Source organism: Streptomyces krungchingensis, from assembly GCF_054729265.1.
Map to the genome: position 1 here is coordinate 3,702,178 of NZ_JBPUKY010000001.1, position 14,981 is coordinate 3,717,158.

Here is a 14,981-nt window from a genome sequence, read left to right on the forward strand (position 1 = left end):
AAAGCCGTCCGGACACCCGTTCGCGTGAAGTCCCCCAATGAACTCGCATCCCAAAATCGAACAGGCGTAGCATTGCGGCGTGGCTGCGACCTATGACTTTCCGAGTGACCTCCTCGCCGGTCAGGAGGAGCTGCATCAGGTCCGGGCCGAACTGCTGGCCCTGCTGAAACGACTCCCCTGGTCCGTGGAACCGCTGGACGGCTTCAGCGACACGGGCGGCTGGCGCAAGGTGGAACGCCCCGCCTCCCCCGGCTGGACCTCCGACGAGCAGGCCGAGGTGGAAAAGCTCCGGCAACGGGAGCGCGAGCTCGCCGTGTTCGTGTCCGGCCACCGGTTCTGGTCGGAGGTCGCCCCTCCGGAGACGGTCGACGCCCGCATGAGGCTCAAGCACGCCCACGAGGCGCCGGGGCCGGACCCGGCGTGACCGCCGGGACGTGAAGCGGGCGCCGACGCCGGAGTCCTCCTGCCTGCCTCCCCCTCGCCTCCGCCTTGAGCGAGCGCCCGTCGGCGCCTGGTCCCGTGTCTCTCACGTACGACAGGGGAAGCCGCCGTACGGGCAGACGCCACAGGCCGCTCGGCGGACGGCAGACGGCAGACGGCAGACGGCGATCCGGAGCCCGTGCGTGATCACGCGGTCGGCGGGATGGGGAGGTCAGCCGGTACAGCCGGGGACGGGACCGGGTCAGCCGGTGCAGCCGGGGACGGGATCGGGTCCGCCGCAGTTGTCCGGGCGGTTGTCGCGCACCGGGGAGCCCGTCAGCGGCACGGTGCCGGCGGAGTTGTGGACGCCGCCGCCGTCGAGTCCCGCGGTGTTGTCCTCCACCGGGGAGCCGGTCAGCGACACCGTGCCGGTCGAGTTGTAGATGCCACCACCCTTGATCGCCGCCGTGTTGTTCTTCACCGTGGAGCCGGACAGCCTCACCGTGCTCTTGATGTCGTTCCAGATGCCGCCGCCGTCAGCGCCGTCGGCCGTGTTGTGTTCCACCGTGGAACCGGTGAGCGTCACCGTACTGCTGAAGATGTTGTAGATGCCGCCGCCGGATCTTGCCGCCGTGTTGTGTTCCACCGTGGAACTGACCAGCTTCACCGTGCTGTTGAAGTTGTTGTAGATGCCGCCGCCGTCGATCGTCGACGTGTTGCGCTCCACCCTGGAGCCGGACAGCGTCACCGTGCCGAAGTTGATGAGGGCGCCGCCGGAGTGGGCGATGTTGTCGCGCACCGTCGAACCGACCAGCGTCACGGTGCCGTTGACGTTGTTGTAGATGCCACCGCCGTCGCCTGCCCTGTTGCGCTCCACCGTGGAACCGGTGAGCCTCACCGTGCCACCGTTGTTGTGGATGCCGCCGCCGGTGCCGGTCCCGTTGGTGATGGTCAGGTCGGCCAGCCGTACCCGGACGCCTGGGCCGACCGTCACGGCCGAGCCCGCGCCGTCGCCGTCGAGGACCGCGCCCTCCAGGCCGATCAGGGTCAGGTCCTCGCCGATGGTGAGGGGGCCGACGCAGGTCCCCTTCACCGACAACGTCGCCCCTGGGGCAGCGCTGTCGATCGCGGACCGCAGAGCTCGCGGATCGTCCTTGCAGTTCACCACGGGTCGGTCGGTCGCCGCGGCCGTGGCCGCCCCGGCCAGACCGACCGCGCCGGCCGTCACCGCCGCCGTGGCCGTCGGCACCCACCGCCGCACCACCGCTCGGGCTGCTCGCTCAAGCATCCATCGTCTCCCGCCTCGGGTGGGGGCGTGCCCGACGGCCCTGCCCCGGTGTGATCCTCAAGCGGGGGCGGCCTGGGCACCCACGCTCGGAAGAGAGGGATGCCCGGCCGGGCGGCAGGGCCGCGGGGCGGCGCGTGCGCGTCATCCGAACGGCGCGGGAAATGACCGGTGTGGCCCGCGGACGGCGACCGGCGGACCACGTGGGCGGCACCGCGGAGGTCGGCGGCCTCGCCCTCCCGCGGCCGGACCACCGCTGACACGGGAACCGGCACCGGCAACGGCACCGGCCGGGTCGCGCCCTACCTGTCGTCGCCGTCCCTGTCGTCTTCGAAGACGAAGAGCGGCTTGGCACCACGTGCGGGTGTTTCGGCGAGCGAGATGGCTTCGGTGAAGCGTTCGAGCGGGAACGGCCGACCCGCGGGGATGCTCAGCACACCGTCAGTGACGAGCGCGCGGACCTCGGCCAGTGCGTCCAGGGCATCCTCGGGTGAGGCGGTGCCGAACCAGCGGTTCAGCCAAAAGCCTCGAACCGCCTTGGTCTCGTAGATGACCGAGCGTGCCTGCAGCGGGATCGTCAGCGCCGCCGGGTCGGTCTGCCGATGGGTGGAGAGCGCACCGTAGACCACGACCTCTCCTCCCGGGGCCAATGCCTGGGACACCTGGGCGCCCACGGGTCCCGCGACACAGTCGACGGCCTTGCGCACGCCCGCCGCTCCCGCGATCTCGGCCACACGCTGCGCCAGGTCCTCGTCCGCCGTGCAGATGACCTCGTCTCCGCCCAGCGCTCTGATCTCCTCGACGGCATCGCGCCGCCGCACGACATTGATCGTGGGAATGCCCAGATGCCCGGCCAGCTGGATGACGAGCCGGCCGACGGTGGAGCCCGCGGCCGTCTGCAACAGCCATTCCCCCGGCTGTACGCCGAGTTCGCGTGTCACCAGGAGCAGAGCGGTCAACGGGTTGACGGCGAGCTGGCAGGCGTCGGAGTCGCTCAGGTGATCAGGCACCGGCAGGAGCCTTCGCACATCTGCGACAAGGTATTCCTGCCAGGTGCCGGCCACGTGGGGGCCGGGTACCGCCGGAATGGCGGCGTTCACCACGCGGTCGCCGACGTTCAGCCCCTCGGTGTCCGGGCCCAGGGCCTCGATGCGGCCGACGCACTCCATGTTGCCCCCGACAGCGGGGAATTGAGCGGAGAAACCGTAGCGGCCGCGCAGCACGTGCAGATCGCTGGCGTGAATCGGAGTCGCCTTCACACGGATCAACGCCTGACCGGCTTCCGGCGTGGGCACAGGCCGGGTTTCCAGCCGCAGGACCTCGGCCGGCTCCCCGACCTCTCCGGCTACGAGCGCACGCATGGTCTGCGGCATGGGAGGCCTTTCGTCTCTCGGCGCCCGATGACCTCCGCGCTGCGGCGAGCGATCACCTCGACGGGCCGGACCCCGGGCGCATGCCCTGCCGAGTCCACCCCGCGTGCACCGCACCCGGGAGCCTCTGGAGTCCCCGACATCACGCTAAGCGCCACCGGCAGGCTCTGCAATCCAGCCGCCGACGACCCGTCCGGCCCCTGCGCGGCACGGCAGCCCCGAGCGGCCGAGAAGGATCAAGGCCCCGGCTCACGGACTCCCACCCATGGACCTGGGCCTTTCGCGTGTCCTGGAGCTGCGGGACGGCGGACGGTCTGGAACCGCCGACACCCACCGATGAGTTCCGCCGCCTGGGCCGGTCTACCAGGACGTACGCCATCGAGCCACCGACTGGAGCCCCACCATGACCAACCCCGCACACCCCGGCCGCATGCTGTTCGTGAACATCCCCGTGGCGGACCTCGAGCGCAGCAAGGCGTTCTTCGCCGAGCTCGGGTTCAGCTTCAACCCGATGTTCACCGACGAGACCTCCGCCTGCATGCTGGTCGGCGAGCACGCCTTCGTCATGCTGCTGACCCGCGAGAAGTTCGCGGAGTTCTCGAAACTGCCGATGGCCGATCCCACCACGCACACGCTGGCGCTGTACTGCTTCAGCGTGTCGTCCCGCGACGAGGTCGACTCGGTCAGCGCCGCCGCGCTCGCGGCGGGCGGCACCGAGGCGGACGGCGCCGAGGACTACGGCTTCATGTACTCACGCAGCTTCTTCGACCTCGACGGGCACGGCTGGCAGGTCATGTGGATGGACCCGGCGGCAGCCGCGCAGGGCCCCGAGTCGTTCGCGGCCTCCACGCAGGACGCCGACGGCCCGGCCTGACCCACCGCGTTCCGCGTGTGCCCCTTCAGGCCGTCACGCTGAACGACCATGCCCACGTCGTCCGGACCACGCGGCGCGAGGCGGTCAGCCCCATGGACCGGCTCCTCACGCGGCGCCTTCAGCGCGAGCAGCCCCGGCGCTGATGTCGGATCCGGACGAGAAAGACCCCCGGCCATGATCGGCCGGGGGCTCTCGAACGGCCTGGAGGTTGCCGCCGTACGTCTTGTCTGCCACGCAGTCAGACGCTCACCTGGCACCGCCCCCGTCGCTGCGGCTCTGACGGTCGATGGCTGCAGCCAGGGCGAGGATTGCCTGCACCTGGGCACCGGCGATGGCGAGTGTTTCTGAGCGCTTGAAGTCCTTGAGGGAGACTTCATCCAGGAGCTCTTGGGCCTTGTTCGCGTGTGTTTCGTAGTCCGCCATGGTCCCCCTCGCGATAGTGATCCGCACTGTGGTGCGGGATCCTACGGTTGTCACCTGATCCGGGCGCGAGGTCACGGGGCCTTGTATCCGGGGCCTCATCCTTATCAGGTCGATCACAGGGGTCTGTCGACGTCGGCCAAGGGCCCTTGCGCCCTGGCCGATCGTTCACGGGGTCCGGCGCTGACCGCTGCGGTTCGTGCTTGTTGCACCCGTCCTACTCCTCCGGGTCCCACGCGCGGAGCAGGTCGAACAAACCTGCGTCTCCCTCGATCTGCAGGGAGTCCGCCGGGATACGGTCGTACACGAAGAGAACCAGCTCATTGGCCGTGCCGTGAACGGAGACGCCAGCCGCGTTCGGGCCCTCGTCGGCAGCGGCGACAGGCGTCGTGCCGGGCGCGGAGATACGGATGGAGCGTGCGCCGTCGCCGTCGAGCGTGAGGCGCCAGGAGTGGCCCTCGGTGGCGTGGAAGTCGAAGGCGGTGGGCTTGTGCGGCCAGGCACTCGTCGTCGCGACGCAGGTGAACAGGAACTCCTCGACACCGTCGAGTGCCACCTCAACCGGCAGCGGCTCCGGGGCACCCACAGTGACCTGGGCGTCGTAGGTGTGCACCGCCATCTGCTGGAGCTGGTGCCGGGCGACGGCGCCACAGGTCTGCGGCGACTGGGACGCACCCCACCACGTCCAGCAACCGCGATCCGGGCCGGCCTCCCGCAGTGCGTCCAGCAGTTGCTCCGTGGACTCCGCCAACCAGGCCGGCAGGGCCTCTCGCTCCCGAGGCGCAGCCGGGGCGCCCTCCGCTGCGGACTTGGCCGGAGCAGGCCCTGCGGCGACGGTGGCGGCCCAGGAGCGGCGCCCCTCGCCGATGTGCTCCGCCAGATCGAACAGCGTCCACTCGGGGCAGGTCGGCACCTGTACGTCGAGGCTGGGCGCGGAGGCGACCGCGGCGCGGAAGGCGCTCGACCGTTCGTCGATCAGTCGCAGCAGAACGGGGAACGCAAGTGTCGTTGTCACATGGCCTCTCTATCACCGCGTTCCGACAATCGGACAGCGATTTTCACAGCCGAGGCGGCGAGCGCGCGGCACGGGCCGGGCGCCCTCGGATGCCGCCGTGCCACATTCTGAAACGATCAGTGAATCACGCAACGCCGCGCCGGCAAGGCCTCATTGGCGGCTCTGACCGTGCCGGATTTGAGGTTTCCGATGGACTCGCGGGTCTGGCTCCCACAGGAACCACAACTGCCCCTGCTGCCATCCCGTCCGCCTTCGCCCCACACCGTGGAGCGGGCGTGGTTCAGGGCGTCAAGGTGGAGCGCGCCACCGCACGAACGACCTGGACGCCCTGGGCCGCGTCTACTCGGCTCTGCCTGGGTCGAAGGTGGTCGGGATGGCAGAAAGACCACGGCCCCGCCCCGCGGACTCCCACCCACGGACCTGAGCCTTTCTCGTGTCCTGGAACTGGTGGGCACGGACGGTTTCGAACCGCCGACATCCGCCTTGTAAGCCTGGTGGTCAGGGTCATCGAGGATGCGCGGGTCATAGCGGCTTCGGAGAGTGGTCAGCCGAGCCAGTCATCGCGACCGCGACGACCCATCGGTGACCGTGGCTGACCGCCCGATGTGGCACGGTTGTGGCACGCGCGAGCGCGTGTCGGCACCTGGCCCTCAGGCCTGTGAGGGTGATACCTGATCTCTGGTGCGGCTCCGAAGACCTTGCGGCGTCGGCTGGCAGTGAGAAAGGAGGCGCGTTGGTACGGCATCTCACGCCTATGTTCGCGCTGGGAGCGTTGCGTCGCGGCAAGGAGATCGAGCAGTTCCTCGGCCCGGTGGAGCGGGGCGGCCGGCGTGGCGTTCGTTGGATCGCGCTCAGCCCTGGCCGTGCTGGCGTCGGGGTCTATCTGCAGGAGGTGGAGGACATCCCCTCCGACACCTTCCGTGACATCACCGACCAACTGCCGCTCGATCCGGACGACGAGACATGGGGCAAGAAGATCGCCACCGTGGCGACTCCGGAGGAAGCCATCAGCCTGGCCGAGCGGGAGTTCGGCGCGATCGCCGACCGCTGGGTCAATCTCGGTTTCGTCGGCGACGAGTACTACGACTACGTGACCTCCGGCCGTTCGGATCACACGGGCTGACACACGCCTTGTAAGTTCGCTCGCAGCTCGGTGCGGCCTGCCGGAACGAGGCTCGCTGGTCGCTCGCACATCCGGCGCCAGCCTCCGCGGTGTGCCATCGCCATCCTCACAGTCAGTTGGTGATGTCAGACCGACAGACGGCCTATGCTCTGACGGCCAACTCTCGTGCACGCTGCCGCACTTGAGATCTCAGTTCCTTGAGTCGGCCGTGGAACGGGTTGTGACGGTTCTGGTCGAGGTTCAGCGGCAAGTCGAGTTGAGAGATGAGCTCCGACTCCAAGGCCCACGGTTCGTCGTGCTCGATCCAGCACACCCTGGCGTTCTCTGCCATCCACTGGCTGAGGGCGGCTTCCCCGGCCTTGCCGAAGGTCATGCGCGTCCCGCTCCTACCTACGCGACGCAGCTCGATCCCGAGCAGGCAACCGACTGTGAGACGAAGCGTCGATTCGGCCGCGTTACCCCGGTAGTGATACCGGACGCGCTTACGCAGGTTCTGGCCAGTAGCCGAAGGAGTGCGGGGCCAAATCTCTGACCTGCACCCCTGCAACCGATCAACGCTGTGACCTGTCGACGGTTGTCAGCGTCGGTCGTCCTCGAGCACTCTCGGACGGCCCGGAGACGGCCCGGAGAGTGCTCAACACGATGGCGGATGAAGCCCCTCGACGCCAGAGCCCCATTGAGAGAGATACGTCGCTTCGGTGCGCTTGCCGCACGCCGCGTGAGGACTTGCTGAACTGCGGCGCCTTCCAGATCGCCCGTCTGCTGGTCCTGATAGACCGTCAGGCAGGAGTGATCGGCGGATCCGTCACGGTCTGCACTCGTCCTGACGGCGCCTCTTTCACCAAGCTGTTGCCGCAGCGAGCACCGCGATCTACGACCTGATGCGGGTGCACAATTGTTCTTGTCATGTATAGTCCCAGCACTCGCCGGGCTGTCCGAGCGAGCACAGGGAGGAAGTCAAGTGCGTGGAAAAACCGCGGCGTTTGCCGTAGCTGCCTGCCTCGTCACCGGCGGGTCGCTCGCCACCGCGACCCCCGCATCAGCGTCGGTAGATCCCGGCATCACCTGGGATCACACATGGCACACAACGGACGCCTCTCCTTACGGCGGCACGGTCTACGTCGAAGAGTACGGCGACATCGTCTCGGTCTGCGACACGGCCGCGGACGGATACAACGCCAACGCATGGGTCTACCAGTCCACCGGTACGTATTACGTGATCACAACGTCCGGGGGCAATGGATCATGCGCCACCGCGCGGGCTTCGGACGGGGGTTACCACAACCTTCCGGAGAACGAGACATTCCATGTCAACGTCTATACATGCAACAACAATGATGCGCCCTGCGCGCACCAATCGGACCACACTTTCCTCAACGACAACTGACCCGGATCTGCGGATAGTCCGGTTCCTTCACCGTGGGAATGGCCGTCGGCGGGGTTGCCCCCCTCCAGCCCAGTGGCGCCGCGGCCAACCTCTGACCAACCGGACGCAGACGCCGCCCAGTCGGAGGGGTGCTTCCGCAGGTCAAGCCGCATTGATCTGTCGACATCCTGCCGGTCTTGAAAACCGTCGTGGCGAGAGTCACCGTGGGTTCAAATCCCACACCCACCGCGCAGGCTGAAGGCCCCTGACCAGGAAACTTGGTCGGGGGCCTTAGTCGTGGATGCTGCCCGTTGGTGACCGCTATTCTCCGTGAATCCCCGGTGTATCGGGCACAGCTGGGGCACGTTCGCCCCCACGGTTTGATGCGTCGGTGCATGTGCAAGGTCGACACGGGGTCCGATGACGGCTGTCGGCGTTAGCCTCCGCCAGTGAGCGAATCGACTACGCAGCTCCCGCTCGCAGCTCTTGGGGCGGGTGGAACACTCGCAGCAGCAATCTTGAAGCAGGTCCTACAGAAGAGGGCCGAGCGCGAACGGAGAACCGCTGAAGATCTACGTAGATGGCATGAGGAACGGTTCCGCGTTGCGAAGGAGTTGCTGTACAAAATCAAGGAGTCAGAACGCATTCTCTGGGCGTGAGTGCCAATCTCCCCAGCGAGGACGAATACTCGCGACTTCGGCAGGCTGGCCACACGGCACTGATGACCGTTCCGGACAGCGCTGTCCCTGAAGAATCTGACGATCCCACGGTCTTCGATGCCCTTCAGCTAGCGATTGTCCAAGAAGCCCTAGAGCAGGCGTTCGGGCTCCTTGAGGAGGCAGAGCACCTGACGGCCGAGATCTCCATTCTCTCCAGCGGGGCAGTACCCACCTCTGCAGAGACCATGTTCCTGGCAGCCTTGGATGCGGCCGGTTCTCTAGGCACAACTCGCGGCACACAACAGGCTACGTTCCAGGCAGTCTTGGCCATGAAGGAGCCGATATCCAGGTTCCAAGCCGCTGTTCGTGATGAGCTTGGCGTAACCGTGCCAACTGCGGCGGGGGCGCGTCGTGGAGGGATGTCTGGCTCCTAGACCAACCCACCACTCACCCTAGCTCCCACCCCGCGCACGCCACACTCGGCCGGCACTCGCGAACGGCGCCCCCGCCATCTCGGAGCCTGAGCGCCCCTGCCGGAGGCACGTTCTGACCGAAGCACTCCGTGTCGGGTCTCTACTTCATGGGCCGTAGCCTGCTGCGGCCCCAGGGTCCCGGCCCCGGCGCCGAAGGCGCAGAGGGGTCGGGCCCCAGGGGCCAGCCCGCGCTCGCGCGGGCACTTGATGCAGTAGGGAAAGTTTGGCCGCATGGCGCCCTTGTACAGGGGCATCGTCGGCTGCTGCCATGAGTGCTGGGGCAAAGGCGCACTTGGGGGGGCGGAGCCGATGTCGGACCTCACGGTGAATCCGTGGAAGCGGCACGGCAAGGACAGGCTCTACGTGAACCTGCCGGACGGCACGCCCGTTGCGTGGGCGGACCGGGATTCCAAGGTCATCACCGTCACGGTTGCTGAGCATCGGCATGAGGCTGTTGCCTTACTCCGCCGACAGCTTGGTGATCCGGTGACAGTGCGCACCGATCGCCCGGCCTCGTCGCCTCCTCGTCGGCCTCGGCCGGCCGAGCCGCCTCAGCAGTCGTCGCCCCCGGCGAAGCCCCGGCGTGATCGGCGCCCTTTGTCGCTGCCCGAACTCACCGTTGCCGATGACCTGGCGAAGAACCCTCCCGGTGCAGCAATTCTCAGCGACATGGCTGTCCGTGGACCGTCGGTTGTCGCACGGGCTTGGTCCAAGCTGCTGAAGCGCCCCTCGGGCTGGGAATCGTGGCTCGATGGCCTTGAAGGGGAAAAGAGGGTGGGCCGTGAGCTGGAACGTCTCACCGTTCATGGCTGGCGAGTCCTGCACGGTATACCCAAGGGCAATGGCGGGGACATCGATCACCTGCTGATCGGTCCCGGCGGGGTGTTCGTCTTCAACACGAAGCGGCACCCCGGTGCTTCGGTCTGGGTCGGTGACGAGGTGGCCAAGGTCAACGGCTCCCCGCACCCGTACCCTGCGGTGAGCAAGGCCGAAGCCGCCTATGTGCGACGGGTGTTGGAACGTTACGCCGGCTTCACACCTGATGTAGTGCCCGTCCTCGCCTTCGTCGATGTCGCCTCGGTGGTCCGCGCACCGACGCAGCACACCGTGCGGACCTACCAGGAACGAGAGGTCTCTGCTCTGGCGCCGTTGACCGGTCGGCTCACCCGGGAACAGGTCGAGTCGCTGTTCGCCGTGGCCCGGCACAAACGCGCCTGGCTCCGCACGGACCCGTCTCCGGTACCTGATCAGGCTTCGGGTGCTGGGGAGACGTAACAGACAGCGTCGATCTCCTGTCCCTCTCCGAACGCGCGCCTTGCCGTGCCGAGGCGCTGCATCCGTGCTCCAGCCGGACGCCACCCGGGCCCGCAGTTCGCCTACGGCAAGACGTGGGCCGAGGTGGGTGGCAGGACCGCCGACGGCGCCGGAGCCACCAAGCCACGACCCCGGCGTTCAACAGCACGGCTGCGGTGACCGCCCACCAGTTACCGATCCAGGCGGCGAGCGCGCCCGAGGCCAGGGCGACGATCAGGACGGGACCCGCGCAGCAGAGGATGACTGCGACGGCGACGACGGTGACGGCCGCGAGCAGCGCCGCCGCTCCTCCTCGGGCGGTCGGATCACGGCGTTGCGGCGCGTTCATCGGAGTCCGGCTTACTGTGCGGGTGCGGCCAGCAGGGGGCCAAAGATGTCCGCGCCCAGGCGTTCGGCCTCGGCCTGGTCCAGGACGGCGCCGCTGATGTCGGCGTGCTGCCCGGTCCACTGCTCGGCGGTGGCGCGGTCCGTGAAGAAGCGCAGGTAACCGCAGCACATGGCGGCGGCCGGGCCGGTGCCGGGGCGGGCGCCGTAGTAGACCACCGCGGTGTCTGGCTGCCAGGTGGCCCTTCCGCCCGTGAACTCCACGCGGACGGGGTCGTTGGTGACCGGGTCGGTGGAGGTGATGACGGCGTCGGCACCCAGCATGACCGGGATGCCGAGTGCGTCGATCGCGCACATCGACCACACTGTCGGGCCGTCGCCGATCTGCACGACGTGCTCGGTGGCGGTGACAGAGAACGGGTACGCGGCCTGGATTCGGCCGGTGTCGTCCAAGGTGAGGAAGTCCTCGGCGGCCAGTTCTGCGAGCACCCGGGCGGCCGGTACGGCGAAGGGGTCGGCCGCCGCTTCCAGCGCGGGCTGTTCGGGCGGGGCACCGGTGGTGGCGAAGGAGCGCAGGACGGCCTGCTGCACCGCGCGAAGACCACCCTCGATCGGGGCGAGACGTCCCCGCCCTGCTCGGCCGGCCGCCCGGTCCGCGCCGCCTGTGTCAGGAGTGCCGAGTACCTGCCGCAGCTCCTCGACGGAGGGCGCTCCGCCCACCCGGCCGTCCACGCCACGGTAGAGGCGGCAGGACAAGCTGGTCGCAGCGCCCGGGGCGGCGAACGGGTCGCGGCCATCGACCAGCAGCGTGGGGGAACCGTGCATACCGCGTTGTTCCGCCTCCGCCTGGTCGTCGATCACGTGCTCGGCCAGCTCCACGTCCGTGCGGCCCGCGAGGGCGAGCGTCAGCCGTTCCCGCAGCACCGGGCCGTTCGGGCAGTCCGGGACTGTCAGCATCTCCACCTGCATCAGCGGCGCCTCCAGCTCATGCGGCCCACGCTAGACCTTCCACTGCACTGGAAGGTCAAGGCCTACGGTGGAGGTATGCACATCGGAGCCCTCGCCGCTGCCACCGGCACCACACCCAAGACCCTGCGCTTCTACGAGCAGGCCGGACTGCTGGCGGACCCGCCCCGCACATCGGGCGGCTACCGCGACTACCCGGACCACGCCCGGGCCCGCGTCGGCTTCATCCGCTCCGCCCAGGCGGCTGGCCTCAGCCTCGCCGAGATCCGCGACGTCCTGGCCATCCGCGACGGCGGCCACCCGCCCTGCGCTCACGTCACCGAACTCCTCGGCCGACACCTCGCCGACGTCGAGCACCGGATCGCCGAACTGGCGGCGACCCGCGCCATGCTGCGCGAGCTGACCCGCACCGCCTCCGCTACCGACCCCGCTACCTGCGCCGAGAGCGACATCTGCCGCATTCTCGCTGCTGGTTGAGTCTTCTGGTCTCGGCTCGTGGCAACGGAGAGGCAGCGGCGCAGGTCGGCATAGCGACTTTGGCCGGGAGCTGCTTTGGCGCGAGTGATCATGGCCCCGTAAGCTTCCGGCGCGTCGGGCAGTCTGTTGACCTGCCCGTTAAAGTACGACGTTGGGGCCATGGTCTTCGAGGCTCGCGCCAAAGCGGCTGGCCAAAGTGGCGGAGCCGACCGCCCCAGCCGCGACGTGTTCTGACCTCATGCACTGTCTGCCTGCCTCTTGGGCGGGAGCGGGCGGGCGGCGGTGCCGAGCGGGGCGGAGACATGAGCGCGGGCGCCGTCGGCCGCCCGCGCGCGCCCGGAGGAGCGAAGCGACGACGGGTGCTTGATGAGTAGAGAAAGTTCTACCCCGCAGGGCCTCAAGGCTCATGTCCTACTTCGCTCGATGCTTGACGTCGCCTTGGTCGGCTCGGACGTATCTCTCGGCAGGCGATGTGATCGTTCTGGCAGGATGCCGTTATGGGGAACACCTGTGCGTGGCCCGTGCTACGGACCGTAGATCTGGCCGAGGCGTTGACGCTCGCGGAGAAGTTGCTCGCGATCGCGTTCTGGTACAGGCCCGACGGCTGCTATCTGGACGCCTGGGCACGCGATGACGACGTGCTCCGGCGTCTGACAGAGACGCTTCCTGGGGCGACAGTCGAGTTTTACGGGGAGGGGCGTACCGCCTTGCCCGCAAACGTGAGCCTAGGTGTGTCGGATCTTGCGCAGGCAAGCACCGCCCTGAGGACCTGGGCAGACATCACCAGGTGCTACGTCCTGTGGCACGACCTGAAGTGGCCGGCCGTTGCCGAGCTTGGGCTGGACGAGGAGTACAAGTACGCCGAGTTGCAGGTCGCGTGCAACAGCCGCACGATCCACTGTGACGAGTGGGCAGCTGAGCACACCGTCTTCATTCATGCACGACCCGGCCACGATGCACGAGCTGCTTGGCTGGCGGCACAGGTCAGCGCCCGCGTTGTCGGGCCCCCCGAAGAGGGGTGGTGACTGATGGGGTGATCTCGTGTGTCGTCTGGCAGGAGATCGGTCATGGCAAACGACAAGCATCACCCGACGCCAACCCTTCAACCATCAACCGAGACTCGTCAGGGCCTCAGGGCTCAGCCGTCACCAGGCCGCTGATGCCCGCACTCCAGCGTCTCGCCGTTGGCGTCGACCACCTCGTAGTCGAGGATCACCTTGTAGGGGTCGCCGTCCACGTAGGGCCACGCCGTGATCAGACCGGTCGCTATGACCACCGAGAACTGCACGGTGCCGTCACCTACCGGCACCACTCGGAAGGCGTCTACGGGCCTCATCCAGAAGTCTTCGCCGTACGGCTCAATGAACAGGCAGACGTCCGCGTCGCCCGCGTCCTCCACCAGCAGTCTGTTCTTCACATGTTCCCGGCAATGAGGCGCCCGCCGTCGTGACTCCGCACGTGAGGGCCGTTGCCGTCCAGGGCGTCCAGGAGCCGGATCGCGAAGACCTCGGACATGCGCTCGGAGACCTCTTCGGACATGAGCCGGTCAACCGCAGTCGATTCGCGCTGATCGATCAGCACCTCGTCAACGGCCCCGACCACCAGATCGCCGACTACGTGGACGGCCAGATCACGAAGGTGAAGCGGCCTCCGCGCGGCCCATCTGGCACGTAAGTGGCACGACGGCTCCGAGCGGCCGAGAATGATCAAGGCCCAGGCTTGCGGACTCCCACCCGCGAACCTGGGCCTTTCTCGTGTCCTGGAACTGGTGGGCGCGGACGGTTTCGAACCGCCGACATCCGCCTTGTAAGGGCGGCGCTCTACCGCTGAGCTACGCGCCCAGGACGAGTCGACAGCCTACATTGCCGAAGGGCGTGCCCGGCAAACCCGTATCGGGGCGGCGCCGGGGAGCGCAAGGCGGGCGGGGGTTATCCCCACCTCGGATTCGGGAGCCGTCCGGATGCCCCCGGGACCGGCCCGGTCCGTACGGTCGAAGGGCGTCGGAGATACGTCCCGAGAGGCCCGGCGCATGTCGCCGTTCTTCTCAGGGGGAGATCACCATGGCCCGATCCGTCGCCGTCCGCGCGACCGCCGTCACCGGGGTCGTGGCGGCCCTCGTCGCGACCGCCACCGCTTGTGGCGCGTCCGCCGGGGACGACAAGGAACCCGAGCACCGCGCGTTCGGCCTGCACGGCCGGACCCTCACCGTCGACTCCGACGACTCCGCGCTCGACCTCGTGGTCTCGGACTCCGCGAAGGCCGGCCGGGTCGAGGTCACCCGGTGGTTCCAGGGTCACGTCGTCGTCGGCGGCGACCCCGAGGTCACCTGGGCGATGAAGGACGACGACCGGCTCGTGCTGCGGATGAAGTGCTCGGGCATGGTCGCCGACTGCTCGGCCCGGCACCGGATCGTGGTGCCGCGCGGCGTCGCGGTCACCGTCGACGACGGCGACGGGCGGGTGACGGCACGCGGCTTCGAGGAGCCGCTGACCATTCGTACGTCGGACGGTTCCGTCCGGGTCTCCGACTCCTCGGGGCCGCTGGACCTGCGCAGCGCCGACGGCTCGATCCACGCGCTCGGCGTCGGCTCGCGGCAGGTGCGGGCCCGCACCCAGGACGGCTCGGTGCGGCTCGAACTCGCCGCCGTGCCTGACCTGGTGGAGTCCCGCAGCCAGGACGGCTCCGTCTCGATCGCGCTGCCCAGGGCGACGTACCGCGTGGACACCGGGAGCGGCGACGGATCGGTACGGGTGTCCGTGCCCCGCGCCGACAGCAGCTCCCACGTCGTCACCGCCCACACCGGCGACGGAAAGATCACGGTGCGAACCGCGAACTGACCGGCCCGTGTGTTCGTCTTCAACCGGTGGGAGAATGACAGCCGGGCAAGGCGGATGA

At 68.4% G+C, this 14,981-nt stretch carries 16 protein-coding genes, 1 tRNA gene and 1 pseudogene; 9 read left to right on the plus strand and 9 right to left on the minus strand.

Features of this window, described 5'->3' with window-relative positions:
* The first annotated feature begins 79 nt into the window (after window positions 1–79).
* Window positions 80–424: a hypothetical protein gene (locus ACSYGO_RS16465; protein WP_095934020.1), complete on the plus strand. Its 345-nt coding sequence runs from the start codon at window positions 80–82 to the stop codon at window positions 422–424.
* Window positions 425–682: 258 nt separating this feature from the next.
* On the opposite strand, the gene ACSYGO_RS16470 is transcribed toward ACSYGO_RS16465, so the two are convergent.
* Window positions 683–1,708 carry a right-handed parallel beta-helix repeat-containing protein gene (locus tag ACSYGO_RS16470; RefSeq protein ID WP_460386950.1) on the minus strand — a complete coding sequence of 342 codons (1,026 nt, stop codon included), beginning with the start codon at window positions 1,706–1,708 and terminating at the stop codon, window positions 683–685.
* 299 nt (window positions 1,709–2,007) lie between these two features.
* Window positions 2,008–3,066, minus strand: a complete 1,059-nt coding sequence (locus ACSYGO_RS16475; RefSeq protein ID WP_435228995.1) for a zinc-dependent alcohol dehydrogenase family protein — start codon at window positions 3,064–3,066, stop codon at window positions 2,008–2,010.
* A gap of 412 nt (window positions 3,067–3,478) precedes the next feature.
* Between ACSYGO_RS16475 and ACSYGO_RS16480 the strand changes: the two genes are divergently transcribed.
* Complete coding sequence (locus tag ACSYGO_RS16480) at window positions 3,479–3,949, plus strand: VOC family protein (protein WP_426675629.1); 471 nt, start codon at window positions 3,479–3,481, stop codon at window positions 3,947–3,949.
* 246 nt (window positions 3,950–4,195) lie between these two features.
* Here the strand turns inward: ACSYGO_RS16480 and ACSYGO_RS16485 are convergent, their stop codons facing one another.
* Both ACSYGO_RS16485 and ACSYGO_RS16490 read right to left on the minus strand, forming a co-directional pair.
* Window positions 4,196–4,372, minus strand: a complete 177-nt coding sequence (locus ACSYGO_RS16485) for a hypothetical protein (protein ID WP_426675628.1) — start codon at window positions 4,370–4,372, stop codon at window positions 4,196–4,198.
* Between the two features lie 214 nt (window positions 4,373–4,586).
* Window positions 4,587–5,384 carry a maleylpyruvate isomerase family mycothiol-dependent enzyme gene (locus tag ACSYGO_RS16490; protein WP_460386952.1) on the minus strand — a complete coding sequence of 266 codons (798 nt, stop codon included), beginning with the start codon at window positions 5,382–5,384 and terminating at the stop codon, window positions 4,587–4,589.
* A 733-nt stretch (window positions 5,385–6,117) separates the two neighbouring features.
* Between ACSYGO_RS16490 and ACSYGO_RS16495 the strand changes: the two genes are divergently transcribed.
* Window positions 6,118–6,507 (plus strand): hypothetical protein, encoded by a 390-nt coding sequence (locus ACSYGO_RS16495; RefSeq protein ID WP_460386953.1) that lies wholly within the window; start codon window positions 6,118–6,120, stop codon window positions 6,505–6,507.
* 142 nt (window positions 6,508–6,649) lie between these two features.
* Here the strand turns inward: ACSYGO_RS16495 and ACSYGO_RS16500 are convergent, their stop codons facing one another.
* Window positions 6,650–7,054, minus strand: coding sequence for a GIY-YIG nuclease family protein (locus ACSYGO_RS16500; RefSeq protein ID WP_460386954.1), 405 nt, complete (start codon window positions 7,052–7,054; stop codon window positions 6,650–6,652).
* A gap of 414 nt (window positions 7,055–7,468) precedes the next feature.
* Here ACSYGO_RS16500 and ACSYGO_RS16505 point away from each other — a divergent pair, with 414 nt between their 5' ends.
* The 3 genes from ACSYGO_RS16505 to ACSYGO_RS16515 all read left to right on the plus strand — a co-directional run bounded on the left by ACSYGO_RS16505 (window position 7,469) and on the right by ACSYGO_RS16515 (window position 10,280).
* Window positions 7,469–7,894, plus strand: a complete 426-nt coding sequence (locus ACSYGO_RS16505) for a hypothetical protein (protein ID WP_426675624.1) — start codon at window positions 7,469–7,471, stop codon at window positions 7,892–7,894.
* A gap of 634 nt (window positions 7,895–8,528) precedes the next feature.
* Window positions 8,529–8,966 carry a hypothetical protein gene (locus ACSYGO_RS16510; RefSeq protein WP_460386955.1) on the plus strand — a complete coding sequence of 146 codons (438 nt, stop codon included), beginning with the start codon at window positions 8,529–8,531 and terminating at the stop codon, window positions 8,964–8,966.
* Between the two features lie 348 nt (window positions 8,967–9,314).
* Entirely contained in the window at window positions 9,315–10,280 is a 966-nt protein-coding gene (locus tag ACSYGO_RS16515) for a nuclease-related domain-containing protein (RefSeq protein ID WP_460386956.1), read from the plus strand.
* Window positions 10,281–10,658: 378 nt separating this feature from the next.
* Here ACSYGO_RS16515 and ACSYGO_RS16520 read toward each other — a convergent pair whose 3' ends face one another.
* Entirely contained in the window at window positions 10,659–11,612 is a 954-nt protein-coding gene (locus ACSYGO_RS16520) for an alkylmercury lyase family protein (RefSeq protein ID WP_426675621.1), read from the minus strand.
* A gap of 75 nt (window positions 11,613–11,687) precedes the next feature.
* Between ACSYGO_RS16520 and ACSYGO_RS16525 the strand changes: the two genes are divergently transcribed.
* Together ACSYGO_RS16525 and ACSYGO_RS16530 are read left to right on the plus strand one after the other, a co-directional pair.
* On the plus strand, window positions 11,688–12,086 hold the full coding sequence (locus tag ACSYGO_RS16525; protein WP_432175335.1) for a heavy metal-responsive transcriptional regulator: 399 nt from the start codon (window positions 11,688–11,690) through the stop codon (window positions 12,084–12,086).
* 497 nt (window positions 12,087–12,583) lie between these two features.
* Entirely contained in the window at window positions 12,584–13,111 is a 528-nt protein-coding gene (locus tag ACSYGO_RS16530) for a hypothetical protein (RefSeq protein ID WP_460386958.1), read from the plus strand.
* Window positions 13,112–13,224: 113 nt separating this feature from the next.
* On the opposite strand, the gene ACSYGO_RS16535 is transcribed toward ACSYGO_RS16530, so the two are convergent.
* From ACSYGO_RS16535 to ACSYGO_RS16545, 3 genes and pseudogenes are all read right to left on the minus strand, one after another.
* Window positions 13,225–13,503 carry a hypothetical protein gene (locus ACSYGO_RS16535; protein WP_460386959.1) on the minus strand — a complete coding sequence of 93 codons (279 nt, stop codon included), beginning with the start codon at window positions 13,501–13,503 and terminating at the stop codon, window positions 13,225–13,227.
* Window positions 13,500–13,649, minus strand: a pseudogene (locus tag ACSYGO_RS16540) (NUDIX hydrolase); the annotation flags it as partial. The pseudogene ACSYGO_RS16540 and the gene ACSYGO_RS16535, both read right to left, overlap by 4 nt.
* Before the next feature lie 203 nt (window positions 13,650–13,852).
* A tRNA-Val gene (locus tag ACSYGO_RS16545) sits at window positions 13,853–13,927 on the minus strand.
* A gap of 219 nt (window positions 13,928–14,146) precedes the next feature.
* On the opposite strand from ACSYGO_RS16545, the gene ACSYGO_RS16550 reads away from it, so the two are divergent.
* Window positions 14,147–14,923, plus strand: a complete 777-nt coding sequence (locus ACSYGO_RS16550) for a DUF4097 family beta strand repeat-containing protein (protein WP_460386961.1) — start codon at window positions 14,147–14,149, stop codon at window positions 14,921–14,923.
* The last annotated feature ends 58 nt before the right edge of the window (window positions 14,924–14,981 follow it).

Coding starts and splice junctions, on each gene's coding strand:
- ACSYGO_RS16470 (WP_460386950.1), bottom strand. CDS start 1,708: ATGCTTGAGCGAGCAGCCCGAGCGGTGGTGCGGCGGTGGGTGCCGACG.
- ACSYGO_RS16550 (WP_460386961.1), top strand. CDS start 14,147: ATGGCCCGATCCGTCGCCGTCCGCGCGACCGCCGTCACCGGGGTCGTG.
- ACSYGO_RS16520 (WP_426675621.1), bottom strand. CDS start 11,612: ATGCAGGTGGAGATGCTGACAGTCCCGGACTGCCCGAACGGCCCGGTG.
- ACSYGO_RS16480 (WP_426675629.1), top strand. CDS start 3,479: ATGACCAACCCCGCACACCCCGGCCGCATGCTGTTCGTGAACATCCCC.
- ACSYGO_RS16530 (WP_460386958.1), top strand. CDS start 12,584: ATGGGGAACACCTGTGCGTGGCCCGTGCTACGGACCGTAGATCTGGCC.
- ACSYGO_RS16525 (WP_432175335.1), top strand. CDS start 11,688: ATGCACATCGGAGCCCTCGCCGCTGCCACCGGCACCACACCCAAGACC.
- ACSYGO_RS16515 (WP_460386956.1), top strand. CDS start 9,315: ATGTCGGACCTCACGGTGAATCCGTGGAAGCGGCACGGCAAGGACAGG.
- ACSYGO_RS16485 (WP_426675628.1), bottom strand. CDS start 4,372: ATGGCGGACTACGAAACACACGCGAACAAGGCCCAAGAGCTCCTGGAT.
- ACSYGO_RS16475 (WP_435228995.1), bottom strand. CDS start 3,066: ATGCGTGCGCTCGTAGCCGGAGAGGTCGGGGAGCCGGCCGAGGTCCTG.